Origin of the sequence: Belliella buryatensis (assembly GCF_900188245.1) — a bacterium.
GTDB classification, from domain to species: Bacteria; Bacteroidota; Bacteroidia; order Cytophagales; family Cyclobacteriaceae; genus Belliella; species Belliella buryatensis.
The window spans coordinates 64,798-81,504 of sequence record NZ_FZOK01000001.1; the positions used below are offsets into that span (position 1 = coordinate 64,798).

At 37.7% G+C, this 16,707-nt stretch carries 18 protein-coding genes; 9 read left to right on the forward strand and 9 right to left on the reverse strand.

Annotated features, from left to right (window positions below; genetic code table 11):
• Positions 1-9: 9 nt before the first annotated feature.
• From CHB66_RS00265 to CHB66_RS16845, 5 genes are all read left to right on the forward strand, one after another.
• The gene (locus CHB66_RS00265) at positions 10-321 is read left to right on the forward strand and encodes a DUF962 domain-containing protein (protein WP_089237409.1); all 312 of its coding nucleotides are present in this window, start codon (positions 10-12) and stop codon (positions 319-321) included.
• Positions 322-429: 108 nt separating this feature from the next.
• Positions 430-786, forward strand: coding sequence for a response regulator (locus tag CHB66_RS00270; protein ID WP_076502673.1), 357 nt, complete (start codon positions 430-432; stop codon positions 784-786).
• 138 nt (positions 787-924) lie between these two features.
• Positions 925-1,422, forward strand: a complete 498-nt coding sequence (locus CHB66_RS00275) for a hypothetical protein (RefSeq protein ID WP_089236799.1) — start codon at positions 925-927, stop codon at positions 1,420-1,422.
• Positions 1,423-1,493: 71 nt separating this feature from the next.
• Positions 1,494-1,694 (forward strand): hypothetical protein, encoded by a 201-nt coding sequence (locus CHB66_RS16840; RefSeq protein WP_089236801.1) that lies wholly within the window; start codon positions 1,494-1,496, stop codon positions 1,692-1,694.
• Between the two features lie 122 nt (positions 1,695-1,816).
• On the forward strand, positions 1,817-1,969 hold the full coding sequence (locus tag CHB66_RS16845) for a hypothetical protein (RefSeq protein ID WP_170932395.1): 153 nt from the start codon (positions 1,817-1,819) through the stop codon (positions 1,967-1,969).
• Positions 1,970-2,022: 53 nt separating this feature from the next.
• Here the strand turns inward: CHB66_RS16845 and CHB66_RS00285 are convergent, their stop codons facing one another.
• Positions 2,023-3,522, reverse strand: a complete 1,500-nt coding sequence (locus tag CHB66_RS00285) for a peptide MFS transporter (protein ID WP_394335268.1) — start codon at positions 3,520-3,522, stop codon at positions 2,023-2,025.
• A 380-nt stretch (positions 3,523-3,902) separates the two neighbouring features.
• On the opposite strand from CHB66_RS00285, the gene pckA reads away from it, so the two are divergent.
• Positions 3,903-5,504 (forward strand): phosphoenolpyruvate carboxykinase (ATP), encoded by a 1,602-nt coding sequence (pckA, locus tag CHB66_RS00290; RefSeq protein WP_089237411.1) that lies wholly within the window; start codon positions 3,903-3,905, stop codon positions 5,502-5,504.
• Between the two features lie 244 nt (positions 5,505-5,748).
• Entirely contained in the window at positions 5,749-6,186 is a 438-nt protein-coding gene (locus CHB66_RS00295; protein ID WP_089236805.1) for a peptidylprolyl isomerase, read from the forward strand.
• A gap of 74 nt (positions 6,187-6,260) precedes the next feature.
• On the opposite strand, the gene CHB66_RS00300 is transcribed toward CHB66_RS00295, so the two are convergent.
• The 4 genes from CHB66_RS00300 to CHB66_RS00315 all read right to left on the reverse strand — a co-directional run bounded on the left by CHB66_RS00300 (position 6,261) and on the right by CHB66_RS00315 (position 10,004).
• Entirely contained in the window at positions 6,261-7,547 is a 1,287-nt protein-coding gene (locus tag CHB66_RS00300; RefSeq protein WP_089236807.1) for a NupC/NupG family nucleoside CNT transporter, read from the reverse strand.
• A 116-nt stretch (positions 7,548-7,663) separates the two neighbouring features.
• A complete protein-coding gene (locus CHB66_RS00305; protein ID WP_089236809.1) occupies positions 7,664-8,266 on the reverse strand; it encodes a bifunctional nuclease family protein in 603 nt (200 codons plus the stop codon).
• A 1-nt stretch (position 8,267) separates the two neighbouring features.
• Positions 8,268-9,236: an electron transfer flavoprotein subunit alpha/FixB family protein gene (locus tag CHB66_RS00310; RefSeq protein ID WP_089236811.1), complete on the reverse strand. Its 969-nt coding sequence runs from the start codon at positions 9,234-9,236 to the stop codon at positions 8,268-8,270.
• A gap of 30 nt (positions 9,237-9,266) precedes the next feature.
• Positions 9,267-10,004: an electron transfer flavoprotein subunit beta/FixA family protein gene (locus tag CHB66_RS00315; RefSeq protein WP_089236813.1), complete on the reverse strand. Its 738-nt coding sequence runs from the start codon at positions 10,002-10,004 to the stop codon at positions 9,267-9,269.
• A 75-nt stretch (positions 10,005-10,079) separates the two neighbouring features.
• Here CHB66_RS00315 and CHB66_RS00320 point away from each other — a divergent pair, with 75 nt between their 5' ends.
• Complete coding sequence (locus CHB66_RS00320) at positions 10,080-10,412, forward strand: tetratricopeptide repeat protein (protein WP_089236815.1); 333 nt, start codon at positions 10,080-10,082, stop codon at positions 10,410-10,412.
• Here the strand turns inward: CHB66_RS00320 and CHB66_RS00325 are convergent.
• The 4 genes from CHB66_RS00325 to rsmA all read right to left on the reverse strand — a co-directional run bounded on the left by CHB66_RS00325 (position 10,404) and on the right by rsmA (position 15,403).
• Complete coding sequence (locus CHB66_RS00325) at positions 10,404-11,414, reverse strand: zinc-binding dehydrogenase (RefSeq protein WP_089236818.1); 1,011 nt, start codon at positions 11,412-11,414, stop codon at positions 10,404-10,406. The two genes, CHB66_RS00320 and CHB66_RS00325, sit on opposite strands and share 9 nt — an antisense overlap.
• A 115-nt stretch (positions 11,415-11,529) precedes the next feature.
• The gene (gene pgi / locus CHB66_RS00330) at positions 11,530-13,176 is read right to left on the reverse strand and encodes a glucose-6-phosphate isomerase (protein ID WP_089236820.1); all 1,647 of its coding nucleotides are present in this window, start codon (positions 13,174-13,176) and stop codon (positions 11,530-11,532) included.
• A gap of 89 nt (positions 13,177-13,265) precedes the next feature.
• Positions 13,266-14,633, reverse strand: coding sequence for a magnesium transporter (gene mgtE, locus CHB66_RS00335; protein WP_089236822.1), 1,368 nt, complete (start codon positions 14,631-14,633; stop codon positions 13,266-13,268).
• Positions 14,621-15,403, reverse strand: coding sequence for a 16S rRNA (adenine(1518)-N(6)/adenine(1519)-N(6))-dimethyltransferase RsmA (gene rsmA, locus CHB66_RS00340; RefSeq protein WP_089236824.1), 783 nt, complete (start codon positions 15,401-15,403; stop codon positions 14,621-14,623). The genes mgtE and rsmA overlap by 13 nt, the downstream gene beginning before the upstream one ends.
• A 141-nt stretch (positions 15,404-15,544) precedes the next feature.
• On the opposite strand from rsmA, the gene pdxA reads away from it, so the two are divergent.
• Positions 15,545-16,573, forward strand: a complete 1,029-nt coding sequence (gene pdxA, locus CHB66_RS00345) for a 4-hydroxythreonine-4-phosphate dehydrogenase PdxA (RefSeq protein WP_089236826.1) — start codon at positions 15,545-15,547, stop codon at positions 16,571-16,573.
• Positions 16,574-16,707: the final 134 nt, after the last annotated feature.

The following is a 16,707-nucleotide window of genomic DNA, read 5'->3' on the forward strand; positions in this document are numbered from 1 at the left end:
ATCCTTTCTATGGAAAAGCGAATCAACTCCCTCAAAGAATTTTATCCATACTACCTTCAAGAGCATCAAAACCCAACAAGTAGGCTGTTACATTTCATTGGAACGGGGCTTGTCCTAATCATTTTGATTTTGAGCATTTTTCTGAGTAGGTTTTGGTATTTGACTACCATCCCCTTGGTCGGTTACGGATTTGCTTGGGTGGGTCACTTTTTCTTTGAAAAAAATAAACCAGCTACTTTTAAGTATCCTTTTTACAGTTTAGCCTCAGATTTCATCCTTTTTTACGAGATTTTGACCAAAAAACAGAAAATTAATCCATAATTAACTTGATTTTGAAAAAAATTCTTAAGAAGTGTATTGAATATCAAAAGTATTGATGTATTTTTGTATCAATATTTATGTATTTCAACACAACTATTCTGCACTTCAATGCTTAAGATAGTACTTATAGACGACGACCCAATCAGCACTTTCGTTACGGAAAAGTTGATTTCAAAAAACATCAAAGTTCCCTGCAGAATTTTTAAATTCCAAAGCGCAACTGATGCTCTAAAGGATATTTCAAATATCCATCCTAATTACCTATTTCTTGACCTCAACATGCCAGAAATGACAGGTTGGGATTTTTTGGAAGAATTTGAGCCCTCTGACTATCAGCCAGAAGTCTATATTCTCAGTAGTTCAGTAGATGAAAGAGATATCAACAAAGCAAATAACTATCAACTAGTCAAGCAATATTTATCAAAACCTTTGATAAAAAAGTATATCAAAACGATTTTCAATTAACGGGCTTCAAGCCCGTTTTATATTTTTCCAACATACGTCATCAAATATATTACAGTCCTCTATCTTTTTGTAATTTGTCCAAACCTCCTTGTATTTTGTTTGTTATATATTTTAAACACATAATTCTAAATAAGACGTATGGCTAGACCTAGTATAGAATTGATTCAAGCTTTTAGAAGAACAATTGAGAAACTGAAAAACGGGGCTCCTTATCAATGGGGTCACATGGGAGCTTGCAATTGTGGCAACCTTGCACAAGAAATAACACAATTCACAAAAGCAGAAATTCACCAATATGCCATGCAGCGACATGGTGACTGGAACGAGCAATTGATAGATTATTGTCCTAGCAGTGGAGTACCCATGGACCTAGTGATTGACAAATTGGTACAAGCGGGTCTGACAATTGATGACTTGGCTCATTTGGAAAAACTCTCTTCTCCTATTGTGCTTAAAGAAATCCCAATCGAACGCCGTCATAAACTTGTTAAAAACAACAAAGAAGATGTGGTCTATTATTTAGAAGTGTGGACTAAGATTATTGAAAATCAATGGCTGGAACAAGAAAATATAGGTCTGGAAATCAAGGATAATTATCAAGTAAATAAAAATAATAAAGTAGGGGTATTGGCATAAATAAAAATTTTGCTGTATTTAGTGATTACCAATCCAATTTATATATTTGAGTCACTAATCAATATCAGACTATGGACGATTTTGAAGATGAATTTGATGATTTCGAAGATTTCGAAGATGATGATGATGAGTTTGCTGAGGAATTTCAGGACGAGGTTTATGACCTCGACGAAGACAGCGAATTGATAGACGACAGCATTTTAGATTTCGACGATGATGACGACTTCGACGACGATGATTTCGACGAAGACTTCGATGACGAAATTGATTAATCTAACAAGATCAAAGCAGAGTCTCTTCGATTCTGCTTTTTTTATTTACTTCTTTGACGGGTTGCTTCTGTGTATTATCTTGCGCATGAATTCAAATGAAATAAACTAAAATCTTATATAATATGCTACTACAAATTTTCAACTCTCCTATTGAGTCTGGTGCTCAACTGTTCTTGTTAATTGTTTGTATTTTGATTGGTTTGGGAGCAGGTCTATCTGCTATTGATATCAGAAGCACCTTGTTCAAGAAAGATTCTGAAGAAGACAAGCATTAAGATTACACAAGATATTAGAATCAAAAAAGGCTCCTTCGGAGCCTTTTTTGATTCTAATGCACATTACCCATCAGTTTGCGAATTGGTTTGCTAATTGCAAACAAGAGCAATCCTGCCCCAATGGCAGTAGCAACAATCAGTAAATACTGACTTGGCATAGCTTGCAAAGCATCTTCTGTACCCCCACTTACTTCCCCAGCAATCAATCCAGCAATCAAATTTCCAAGGGCTACAGAGATAAACCACATACCCATCATTTGACCTTGATATTTTTCTGGGGCTAATTTTGTTGTCAAGCTTAAACCTACAGGGCTCAAACTCAATTCTCCAAAGGTGTGAAGTAAATAAGTAAAAACTAACCAAGTCGGCGCTGCTAATTCTCCAGAAGCAGCGATTTTAGCGGCAAAAAACATTACCAGGAAGCCTAAACCAAGCAACAATAAACCAAAAGTGAACTTGAGAGGAGAACTTGGTTCGAGGTTTCTTCTTCCAAGCCATACCCACATCGCACCAAAAAACGGTGCAAAAAGGATGATAAACATGGAATTGATAGATTGAAAATAACCAGTAGGAATCTCCCAATTTAGAAATGTTCTATCAGTGAATCTCTCAGCAAAAAGATTGAGAGTAGATCCTGCCTGCTCAAATCCTGACCAAAATAAAGCTGAGAATATTATAATGATTACAATGGCTAATGTTTTCTTTTTCTCATCAGCATTCAAGCCTCCAAAAATGAAAACATAACCAAAATAAAGTAAAGTAATTGCTCCAATAATTTTATAGGCAAGGTTGGCTATTTGAAAAGCATTGATCTGAATTACACCTATAAACATCAATAAGACTACTACGGCTGAGATTGTAACTGCAATGCTTGCATACTTGATCAACGAAGACCTTGTCTTTTTCTCTTCAGCTGTGGTAACTGAGATAGCCTCTCCTTTTCCATCTAAATAATGACCAGTCAACTTATACTGCACTAATCCAATCAACATGCCTAAACCTGCTAAACCAAATCCCAAGTGCCAATTGTAAACAGCTAAAGTGGAACAAGCAATCGGTGCAATAAATGCCCCAATATTGATACCCATATAAAAAATAGAAAAACCAGCATCACGCTTGCTACTTCCAGCAGGGTAAAGTTGACCAACGATAGAGCTAATATTTGGCTTCAATAAACCAGTCCCGATTACGATCAAAACTAACCCTAGAAAAAATGAATTGGTATCCCAAGCAGATAACTCTGATGTAGCTGTTGCTGAATCAGTTAACAACTCCAATAATCCCGGGAGTGCCATTGTAAAGTGTCCTATTGTAATAATAATACCACCATACCAAACAGACTGCTTCAAACCAAACAGTCTATCCGCAAACCAACCTCCTGGAAGTGCTAATAGATATACACCCATGGTGTAAAGTCCATAAATGGCACCACTTGTACGATCATCAAAGCCCAAGCCACCACTTACTACAGGTGTGGTCATAAATAAAATAAGCAAAGCTCGCATTCCATAGTAACTGAATCTTTCCCACATCTCTGTGAAAAATAAAGTCATCAGACCTTTAGGATGTCCAAATAAAGTAGGTCCATCTAAGATGTCCTCACCGACGGACTTCAATGCATCATTAGGAAGTTTTTCCAATTTATCAGAATTTTTAAGGTGAATTAAAACATAAGAGCTACAATGATAAGAGATTTTTTTAAATTCTGATAGCCCTTCACTATTGTTTTATACTTGAGCTTTTTAAGGATTTTTAATCAAGAAAGTTGAAAATCACACCAAATAAACACTTACTAAACCAGCTATATATAATTACCTCCTTTTATGTTCCGAAATCGATTGAATGGCAAAAAAAAGGCACTTTTTAGTAAAATGACAATTCTTTATTCCATATCTTTGGGCTTCGAAAATAACCCAAATAAAACATCATGAATATGCAAGATCTAGAGCTCAAGTCAGCTAATAAAAGCTTGTCTGAACTAGGCATCAACAACACCGCAGAGGTTATGTGGAACCTAACTCCTGCTGAATTGGTAGAACATGCACTTTTCAACAATGAAGCAGTGCTCACAGACAATGGAGCTCTGATGGCTGATACCGGTACATTTACTGGTAGGTCGCCTAAAGATCGGTTTATAGTAAAAGATGCTAAAACAGCCGATAGCGTTTGGTGGGGAGACATCAATATCCCATTTGAAGAAGAGAAATTTGATTCACTTCATCAAAAAATGGTTGAATTTTTAGCCGATAAGAAACTTTATGTCAGAGAAGCTTATGCTGGAGCAGATCCTAATTACAGGTTAAACCTCAAAGTTGTGAATACGCTAGCATGGCAAAACCTATTTTGCTACAACATGTTCTTGCGACCAACTAGTGAAGAGCTAAAAAACTTTGAGTCAGACTTTACCATCATTTGTGCTCCAGAGTTTGAAGCTGATCCAGAGGTAGATGGTACTAGACAAAAGAACTTTGCCATCATCAATCTCAGCAAGAGAATGATTTTGATAGGCGGAACAGCCTATGCAGGTGAAATGAAAAAAGGAATTTTCTCAGTACTCAACTTTATCCTCCCTCACGAAAAAGGTGTGCTTTCTATGCACTGCTCTGCTAATGTTGGGCAAGATGGAGATACAGCTATTTTCTTCGGCTTATCTGGAACAGGCAAGACCACTTTATCTGCAGACCCTAATAGAGGCTTAATCGGAGATGACGAACATGGTTGGAATGAAACATCCATTTTCAACTTTGAAGGTGGTTGTTATGCCAAGGTAATTGACCTTACTAGAGAAAAAGAACCTGAAATTTGGGATGCTATTAAATTTGGAGCAATCGTAGAAAATACCAGTTTCTATGAAGGCACTAGAACTGTTGACTATACTAATAATACGGTTACTGAAAACACCAGAACAGCCTACCCTATTCACCATATCAAAAATGCCATTGAACCATCATTGGCTGGAATTCCTAAAAACATATTCTTCTTAACAGCAGATGCATTTGGTGTAATACCCCCTATATCTAAATTAAACAAAAGCCAAGCAATGTATCACTTCATCTCTGGCTACACAGCCAAAGTAGCTGGTACTGAAGTCGGCGTTACAGAGCCAAAGACTACCTTCTCTGCTTGTTTTGGAGCTGCTTTCTTGCCGCTTCACCCTACAAGGTATGCAGAATTGTTTGGCGAAAAGATGGAAAAACACCAAGTAAATGTTTGGTTGATCAACACTGGCTGGACAGGTGGTCCATATGGAATAGGCTCTAGAATGAAATTAAAATATACCAGAGCGATGATTTCAGCAGCTTTGGAAGGAAAGCTTGACAATGTTGGATTTAGAAAACATAGTGTATTCGGAGTAGGTATTCCAGAGTCATGTCCAAATGTTCCAGACGAAGTTTTGAGCCCTAGAGCAACTTGGGATGATAAAGACGCGTATGATAAAAAAGCAAGAGAACTCGGAGCAGCTTTCATAGCCAACTTCAAAAAATACAAAGATTTTGCTACTGAAGATATCCTAGCAGGATCTCCAAACCTATAATCAATTGGCCCTTTTAAATATAAGCCCAAATAAAGGAGTACTTCGGTACTCCTTTTTGTTTAATAATATTATATGATTATCCGCAATGATACCACTATGCATATTTAACACAAATTTTCTTGTGGATAATCTTTATTTAGTTTCTACTTGGCAAAGACTCATATTGGAGGATACTCATTTAATAAACACAACTTGAATCCATAGATTCAAAGTTTTGTTATTTTTGCACAAACAAATATTTAATATGAAAACAGCAGAGATACATACCGAAAAAGGTATCATGAAAGTAGAGTTCTATGAAAATGATGCACCAAAAACAGTTGAAAACTTTATTACTTTGTCTAAAAAAGGCTTCTATGATGGATTGACTTTCCACAGAGTAATCCCTGATTTTGTCATTCAAGGTGGGTGTCCCAATGGAACAGGAACAGGTGGTCCGGGTTATAAAATTGATTGCGAACTTACAGGAGACAATCAATATCATGATAGGGGTGTACTATCCATGGCGCATGCAGGAAGAAATACTGGAGGGTCGCAATTTTTCATTTGTCATAGCAGGAACAATACCAGTCATCTAGATAGAAATCATACCTGCTTTGGAAAAGTTATCGAAGGGTTGGATGTAATTGATGATATCAGAGCTGGTGACAAAATTGAGAAAATTGTAGTTAACGAAGCTTAAGTTTCAGAAAGACCAAAAACAAAAAAGACCTCTATGCAAGGTCTTTTTTGTTTTTGGTCATCTTCTTTATGATATCATCCAAATAATGCTCCTGCAATCGTAGCTGTCATCATACAAGCCAATGTTGCCGCAAATAGTGCCTGCATACCCAATTTGGAAAGATTACCTTGTTGATTGGGAGCTATACTACCTATCCCTCCTACTTGAATAGCTATTGAACTAAAATTTGAAAATCCGCAGAGTGCATAAGTGGCTATGACAATAGATTTGGGAGATAAGCTATCTGTCGCTTTTAAATCAGCTAAACTCAAATAAGCAACAAATTCATTTATAACTGTCTTCTGACCTAATAGTGAACCTACAGCCAAGGTTTCACTCCATTCCACTCCGATTACCCAAGCAAATATTCTGAAAATCTGACCTAAGATATACTCTAAAGAAAAGCCAGAAAATTGTCCTTCAGTAGAAGCTACAACGAAGGCATTGAGACCTGTCCATTCACCAATTAGTCCTGATAAAATAAAATTCAATGCAGCGATCACTGCGATAAACGCCAAAAGCATCCCTCCTACATTCAATGCCAACTTCAATCCTTCTGATGCCCCTATCGACATCGCATCAATCAAGTTGACACCCATATTTTCCTGATTGACTTCTAGCTTATCATTGATATTTTCTTTTTGCACTTCTGGAATCATGATTTTGGACATTACTATCGCAGCAGGAGCATTCATGATACTAGCACCCAGAAGATATGCTGCAAATCTACTTTGCTCTTCCAAGCTATCTCCACCTAAAAAAGCTACGTAACCAGCAAGCACCCCCCCTGCAATAGTTGCCATACCTCCTGTCATCAAACACATCAATTCTGACTTTGACATGGTTGGAATAAATGGCCTAACCAAAAGCGGTGCTTCGGTCTGTCCTAAAAATATATTGCCAGCAGCTGACAAGGACTCAGCGCCAGATAAGCGCATAGTTCTCGACATAACCCAAGCGATGACGAATACAACTTTTTGTAAGATCCCAAGGTAGTATAGACCGGCTGAAACTGTCGAGAAAAATATGATAGTTGGGAGTACTTGAAAGGCAAAAATAAAACCAAATGAATTAGTAGCTAAATCACCAAAAATAAATGTAGCACCTGCTTCAGAGAAAGACAAAAACTTTACAAACCCCCTACTCACTGTTGCAAATATATTAGCTACAAATTCCACTTTGGTAATTAAGTAACCAAATACAGCTTGAAGCACTACTCCAATACCAACTAGTCTCCAGTCAATTCTCCTTTTATTGGCTGAAAAAATAAATGCTACAAGCAATAAAACTATGATTCCAATAAGTCCTCTGAAATAATCCATTCAAACAAGCTTTGGGCTAGGTTAACTAATTATGATTGAAATAATCGCTAAAGATAAAGGTTTTACATCGATAATTAATAAAAGAAAAGCCTGGCTTTTGACCAGGCTTTTCAGTTTTAGTTTCTTTTATTGATTTCATCCCTTATCCGAGCTGCCTTTTCATAATCTTCATTATGTATTGCTTTATCTAATAGCTGGTTCAGCTTTTCTAGACTGAAATCTTTAAGAGAATCCGAAGGCTTTTTAGGACTTGGAACTGGTCTATTAGATTTAGAGGATTTCGAAGATACTGATTTCTCTTCGTCCTCGTTCACTTCTATTGCTGCTTCTGACATTACTTTTGCAGTGCAGAAGATAGGTGCGTCAAACCTCACAGCTATGGCTATAGCATCAGAAGGCCTAGCATCTATTTCCACCATTTTAGAAGCATTTTTACAAATTATCTTTGCAAAGAATACGCCCTCTTGCATATCAGAGATTAGAATTCTTTCAATAGAAAAACCAAACCCTGTTGCAAAGGACTTAAACAAGTCATGGGTCATGGGTCTGTTGGGTATAATTTTTTCTATTTCTATAGCAATTGCTTGAGCTTCAAACATTCCAATGACGATAGGAAGTCTTCTTCCTCCTTCAAGCTCTCCTAGCACCAGTGTAAAAGAACCCGATTGGGTATGATTCGATGTAAGCCCAAGAATTTCTAATTCAATAGTATTGTCCACTTTATTTGATCGCTTTAATAGCCTCCGTTAGTTTGGGTAGTACTTCAAAAGCATCACCAACAATTCCATAATCTGCAGCTTTAAAGAATGGTGCTTCTGGATCCTTATTGATAACTACGATGTATTTTGAAGAATTTACTCCCGCAAGATGTTGAATAGCACCCGAAATTCCAACTGCTACGTACAAAGTTGGCGCAACTTTTACTCCAGTCTGCCCTACGTGCTCGTGATGAGGTCTCCATCCAATATCTGAAACAGGCTTGGAACAACCAGTTGCAGCACCCAATTCTTTTGCTAACCCCTCAATCATCCCCCAATTCTCAGGCCCTTTCAACCCTCTACCTCCTGACACTACAATATCTGCCTCCGGCAATAGAATATCTCCAGTTGCTTTATCTGTTAAAGTGATATTCGTCGCAAAGCTTGCATCCGAAATAGATAAATCTATTGTTTCTACAGCTGCCTCAGCACCATCTGTTTTCAGGTCTACGGCATTTTTCTTCACTGCCAAAATCTTATGTTCAGTACTTACTGTAGTCTCAGCAAATGCTTTACCAGTGTAAATACTCCTTTTGACTTGATAGCCTGAAGAAGTGTCAGGGAGGTCTACAACATTAGAAACTAATCCAGCATTGAGCTTCACTGCTAGTCTAGCGGCCACAGCATCTCCCAACGAAGACTTTGCTAACACAAGGGTATTCGCACCTACTTTCATATAAACCTGAGCTACTGCCTCTGCATGTGCCTGAATTATTCCTGCGGTCAGCTTATCATCATTTACATGAAGTACTTTGGATGCTCCAGCAGTACCTGCTTTGGATAGTTCACCTTCAGCTATGGTACCAAGAGCAACTGCTACAACATCACCTCCACCCAACTTGTCAGAAAGAGCTTTTCCGTAGGATACCGCCTCAAGACTTGATTTTTTGACAGCACCTTCTGCGTGCTCTATATATACTAAAATTGACATATAATCTTATTTTAAATGATTGAAACGAAATTAAAGAACTTTGGCGTCATTTTTCAACAGCCTCACCAACTCCTCTACATTGTCTTTATCTACTAATTTGACAGCTCCTTTTGCAGGAGGAAGTTTGAATTCTACCACCGCTGTTGCAGTATTGTCATCTTTTGGTTCTACCACATTCAATGGCTTAGTCCTAGCTGACATGATTCCTCTCATGTTTGGAATCTTCCATTCTGCTATTGGTTCTTGACAACCTGCGATTAATGGTAACTTAGCCTCCAAATATTCCTTTCCACCTTCTATTTCTCTAGCCATTTTTACGGTATCTCCGTCGATATCCAATTTCATTACTGGTGAAATTGAAGGCATATTTAATAATTCACCTACCATACCGTGAACCATTCCCCCATTAAAATCAATAGACTCTCTGCCCATCAATATCAAATCATAATTCTGTTCTTTAGCAATGGCTGCAATTTGATTGGCGACAAAAAGTGAATCCTTAGGGAAAGCATTTACTCTGATCGCATCATCTGCACCAATGGCCAATGCTTTTCTTAAAGTAGGTTCGGTCTCGGCTTCTCCTACATTCAATACTGTCAAGCTTGCACCCAACTGTTCTTTAAGCTCTACAGCTCTTGCAAGCGCATAGTCATCGTATGGACCGATAATAAACTGCACCCCGTTTTTATCAAATTTGGTGTTGTTGTCAGTAAACTGAATTTTGGATGTAGTATCCGGTACGTGTGTAATACAGACAAGAATTTTCATTATGTATATTTAGGTTATTTATTTATTTAAATTGCGTGAATTTAGTGATTAAGGCCTTAATTAAAAAAAGAAATCATGAGCAATTTGTCTCGCATTGAATTACTTCAAACCTATGCTGAACAAGAACCTGATAATCCTTTCAATTGGTATGCTTTAGCTTTGGAATACCGAAGTGCAAATCCCGAACTAGCCCTAAACTATTTTAATAAACTCCTTTCAGAGCACAAGGTTTATCTCCCTACATATTACCATGCAGCTTTGCTTCATGCCGAGATGGATCACTTAGAAGAAGCGAAAAGCATCTATGAAAATGGAATTGCTCTAGCCAAAGAAGTAGGAGATCAACATGCATTGAGTGAACTTCAAAACAGCTATCAAAATTTCTTAATTGACTATGATTTAATCTGAATCCTTAAAACTGATTACTATTTTCCCAAGCTGCTCTCCTGCTTTCATTCTGTCAAAAGCTTCTGTCGCCTGTTCTACTTGGTATATTTGATCTACGATTGGTTTGATGTTTTGTTTCTGGACAAATTCAAGCATTTGCTCAAAATCTCGGTCAGTTCCCATTGTACTTCCAATCAATTGGATTTGATTCCAGAAAATCTTTCTAGCATCTAACATAGTAGGATTTCCCTTGGTAGCTCCATAAAACACGATTCGCCCTCCTGGCTTGACCACCTTGATCAGATTATTCAGCGTATCACCCATGGCACTGTCAATGATCAAATCAAAGCCACCAGTTTCCTCTAAAGATTTTTTTACCCAATCTTCATCTGTGTAATTATAACCTCCAAGCGCACCTATTTTCTCAGCAACATTCAATTTCTCTTGAGAACTACTACTTACATAAACATCAGCTCCCGCAGCTATTGCAAACTGAGCTGCAAACTGTGCTACTCCTCCTCCAAAGCCTGTGACCAAAACTTTTTCACCTGATTGGACCTTACCTTGCGTCATCAGTGCTCGATAAGCGGTCAATCCCCCCAAAGGCAATGCAGCAGCTTCTTCCCATGTGAAATTATCAGGCTTATCATGAAGTCTATCTGTATTGACCTTCACGTATGTTGCCAAAGTTCCATGATCGGGCATGCCAAGAATCTTAAAGTCCTTAGATTGGGCTTTAAGATCATCACCCCAATTCATCGCTGGATTGATCAACACTTCTCTTCCCACCATAGATGCATCTACCATACCACCAGTTTTCATGATCACACCCGCACCATCACTACCCAACACAATCCCATCTTGTAGACCTGGATACAGTCCTTGACGACACCACTCATCTCTATGATTCAAGGCAGCGGCTTTTACTTGAATAAGCACTTCTGTTGGCCCTAAATGTGGCTCTTCAATTTCTGCGATTTCAATTTTCTGCTCTAAGGATCTATTAAGAATGATTGCTTTCATGATCTAATTTTATGGTAGTATTGGACTTATCTATTTTTTGAATATGCTTTGACTACTATGGTTCAAAAAACAGGTAGGGATCTCAAAATGATGAACTCCCTATTAATAATTATTTTCACTTCCTCATTGCCTTATAAGCATTGATCAATCCGTTGGTCGAGGCGTCATGACTGCTAATCTCATCATCATGCTCTAACTCGGGAAGAATAGCATTTGCAAGAACTTTTCCTAGCTCTACCCCCCACTGATCAAAGCTGAGAATATTCCAAATTACACCTTGGACAAAAATCTTATGCTCGTACATAGCTATCAATTGCCCTAGAGTATATGGATTGATTTCTTTTACTAATATGGAATTAGTAGGCCTGTTGCCTTCAAACACTCTATGAGGTGCTATTTTCTCAATTTCTTCAGAGCTTTTACCAGCTGCTTTCATTTCAGATTGAACTTCTTCTAGGTTTTTTCCATTCATCAAGGCCTCTGTTTGCGCAAAAAAGTTTGATAAAAGCTTATTATGATGATCTCCAATTGGATTATGAGATTTGGCAGGAGCAATGAAATCACAAGGTATCAAATGTGTTCCTTGATGAATCAATTGATAAAAAGCATGTTGCCCATTGGTACCAGGCTCTCCCCAAATGATTGGACCTGTAGCATATGTTACTTTTTCGCCTTCTCTGTTTACATATTTGCCATTAGACTCCATGTTTCCTTGCTGAAAATAAGCTGCGAATCTATGCATGTACTGATCATATGGCAAAATAGCCTCTGAGGTCGCTCCAAGGAAATTAGTATTCCAAACTCCTATCAAAGCCAATAAAACAGGTATATTTTCCTCATATTTAGCATTTAGAAAATGCTGATCCATGCTGTGTGCTCCAGCAAGTAAATCCTCAAATTTTTCAAAACCGATCACACAAGCTATGGGCAATCCAATCGCAGACCAGAGTGAGTACCTACCTCCTACCCAATCCCAAAACGCAAACATATTAGCTGTATCAATTCCAAATTCAGCAACTGCCTTAGCATTGGTTGACAACGCTGCAAAATGTTTAGCTACGGATTCCTCTTTTTTAGCATGTTCCAAAAACCAAGCTCTTGCTGTATGGGCATTGGTCATGGTCTCTTGAGTAGTAAATGTTTTTGAAGCAACAAAAAACAATGTAGTCTCAGGATCTACTTTTTTCAAAGTCTCTGCGATATGTGTACCATCTACATTGGAAACAAAGAAGATCTCCAAATCAGTATTTTGGTATGGTTTCAATGCTTCCGTCACCATAACTGGCCCCAAATCCGAACCGCCAATTCCTATGTTTACCAATGACTTGATAGGTTTTCCTGTGTAACCAAGCCATTTTCCACCATATACCTGATCAGCAAAATTTTTCATCTGAGCCAATACATTATTCACTTCAGGCATGACATCATTCCCTTCAAAAAGTACTGGATTGTTGCTTCTGTTTCTTAATGCAGTATGTAATACCGCCCTCTTTTCAGTAAGATTGATCTTCTCACCTTCAAACATAGCGTTGATCGCCGAACTGAGATCTATTTCCTTAACTAAGTCAATCAACGTCTGTTTAGTCTCTTTGTCTATTCTATTTTTAGAATAATCTAGGAGTATATCTTCTAGTTCAATTGAATTTTCCGAAAATCTATTAGGATTGGAGAAAAGTGAACGAATTGTAATTGATTTTTTAGCTTCAGCCAACTGATTTAGCTTTTGCCAAGCTTGAGTTGAAGTTGGGTTAATATTTTTCATACAATAGAGTGATTTAATAGGTTATTTTCAATTTTTTTAGAATGATGAAGTCAATATCTTAAAAACTAGCATACTGCAATCAATTAATTTTAAAGCTTCAATAACATCATTGCAACCCCAAAATATACTGCCAAGCCAATCAAATCATTGGCGGTCGTAATAAAAGGCCCCGAAGCAATGGCAGGATTGATTCCAAATCGGTTGAGGACTAATGGGGTAACAGTACCCATAAATGATGCCAATAAAACCACACAAAACATAGCTAAACCGATCGTGAAACCAAATATAGCATCGAAACCATAGATGAATTTTACAACTGCAAACACAAAAAAACCAAGAACGACCCCATTGAGCAAGGCTATTAATAGACCTTTTACAAAACGCTGCCAAGGTGTGTCGTCGAATACAGATTTAGAAGCTAAAGTTTGTACTACTAAAGAAGATGACTGAATACCCACATTCCCCCCAGTTGCAGCAACTAAGGGAATAAAAGAGGCTAGAGCAATATATTTACTCAAGCCTTCTTCAAAAAAACCAATGATTTTAGCACCCATCAACCCCCCAATTACACCAATCAACAACCATGGCAATCTCGCTTTTGAAATTCTAAATATAGAATCTGATTCTTCTACATCTGCTGAGATACCAGTCATGGCTTGCATATCTTCTTCAGACTGCTCTCTTATGACATCTAAAATATCATCGACTGTAATTCTACCTACCAGCTTATTTTTCGCATTGACCACAGGAATAGATTCCAAATCATATTTCCTCATGATTTCTGCGACCTCTTCCTCGTCTAGGTGTGTTGGGACTGAGATCAGCTCAGGCTCATAAATATCTGCAATCTTTGTGTCAGAAGATGCTAAAATGATTTTCTTTAAAGAGACACGTCCCAGCAAATGTTGCTTATTGTCTACTACATAGATTGAGTAGATTTTCTCTACTTTCTCAGCCTGCCTTCTAATCTCTTCTATAGTTTGGATTACATTCCAGTTTTTATTGGCTTTGATAAATTCCTTAGCCATCAAACCACCAGCACTATCCTCATCATAGCGTAATAGATCAAGAATGTGCTCTGATTTCTCTTTTTCTTGAAGATGACTGATCACATCCTCCCGCTCTCTTATCGTAAGGAGGTTCAAAATATCCACAGCATCATCGGAGTCCATCTGATCTATATATGAAGCCAATTCTGTAGGCTCCATTTCATAAATCACTTTAGTCAACGAATCTTCATCCAGCTCTATCAGGATATCAGCAGCTACTTCAGCCTCCAACAAGCGAAGTACATAAAGTGCTTCTTGCATATTTAGCTCATCCAAAAGAGCCGCTATGTCAGCTTCATTAGCTCCATCAAATGACTGTTTGATGAAGTCAATATCAGTCAGCTCAATTGCCTCCCTTAAGCTCTCTAGATACTCCTTTGATAACTCAAATATTTTTATTGGTTCCAAGATTCCTCGATTTTGTTGGTTAAATAAATAAATTCCTCAACTCCTAACTGCTCAGCACGCTTATCTAACAAAGTATCTGCTTTTAGTGCTTCTGAAATCCCCATACTTTTGATCGCATTTCTCAAAGTCTTCCTTCGTGTACTAAACCCTTGCTTGACTACACGAAAAAATAATTTTTCATTACAATCTAACTTTTCAACTTGATTTCTCTTCAATCGAATCACTCCCGAATTCACTTTTGGTGGTGGGTTGAACACACCTGGGGGTACTGTGAACAAATATTCAATATCATAGAAGGCCTGAAGCAAAACAGATAGAATACCATAATCTTTATTTCCTTTGGGTGAAGCAATTCTTAGCGCAACTTCTTTTTGAAGCATACATACCACTTCAGTTACCTGATCCCTTTCTTCAAGAACTTTGAAGAAAATCTGAGTTGATATATTATAGGGAAAGTTTCCTGCAACGACGTAGGGACCATTCATGATTGCCTTGAAGTTTTCTTTCAAGTAATCTCCATCAATAATTTTGTTTCCAAGGGTTGGATATTTATGGTGAAGATAAGTGATGGATTCTTTGTCTATATCTACTAAGTGAAGATCCCAATCATCTTGCAAAAGAAAATCTGTCAAAACCCCCATCCCAGGGCCTATCTCGAGGACTTTTTTCACCCCTCCATGTCCTGTGACAGCCTTGGCAATCTTCTCAGCAATACTAAGATCAGTAAGAAAATGCTGTCCAAGGTGTTTTTTAGGTTTGACTTTTTCCATGCGCTTACTCAGATAATTTTATATAAATTGCAATTCCAAAAATAAGACAATAATCATTAAGGTCTAAATTATTTACCATTCTGCTGGTAATCAGCAAATATGTGAATGAAGAATAAGACTTCTAAGAATTGAGATAAACTGATGAATCAGAGAAAGAACAAACCAGTCATAGGAATCAGCATAGGAGATATCAATGGCATTGGTGCTGAAGTTACGATGAAGGCATTATTGGATAATAGAATTCAAAAACTAGTCACTCCAGTCATCTATGCGCATGGCAAAGCAATCACTTTTTATAGAAAACAGCTAGAAATAGATGATTTCAATTTCATGCAAATCCGCTCTGTAGATGAAATCCATCATAAGAAAATCAATCTTATCAATGTAGTGGAAGATAGTCCCGAGGTAATTCCTGGAGTAGAAACTCAAGAAGCTGGCAAAATGGCTCTTGCTGCTTTGAATCATGCGATTGAAGATTTGAAAGCAGGGAAGATTGAAGCCTTGGTCACAGCTCCATTGAATAAAAACAACATCAATTCTGGAGACTTGAAGTTTGTTGGACATACCGAGTACCTAACGGAAGCATTTGAAACCAAAGAAAGTTTAATGTTTCTAGTTGCAGAAGATATCCGTGTTGGAATTGTCACAGGACACATTCCTCTCAAGGATGTCGTTCAAAACATCACGCCTAACAACATCAAATCAAAACTTAACCTGATGCTGAAATCTCTTACAGATGATTTTGGAATTACAAAACCACGAATTGCGGTATTAGGTCTAAATCCACATGCTGGTGAAGATGGGCTTTTGGGTGATGAGGAGATCAATATCATACAACCTGTTATTCGCGAATTTAAGGACAAGGGAAATTTGGTATTTGGTCCCTATCCGGCAGATGGATTTTTTGGAATGATGCATCAGAAGAAATTTGAAGGTGTCCTTGCTATGTATCATGACCAAGGATTAATACCTTTCAAGTCCATTGCTTTTGAAACGGGAGTAAACTTCACAGCTGGACTACCAATTATAAGGACTTCTCCTGACCACGGGACAGCATACAATATCGCGGGCAAAAATGTTGCTGATGAAGGATCTATGCGCGCGGCTATCCTACAAGCTTATGATATCATCAGAAATCGAGGGAATTGGGAAGATGAGGAGGATAATTGATCTCTTTCTCAAGCATTCAAATTTATCAAACATGCTGATTCAGAAGCTGAACGACCACATTAGAAAAATACTGAGAAATAATTCTTCACCAAATTTTATTTTTCTAATAGATATCTCTAAATTTGCGGTCTTGA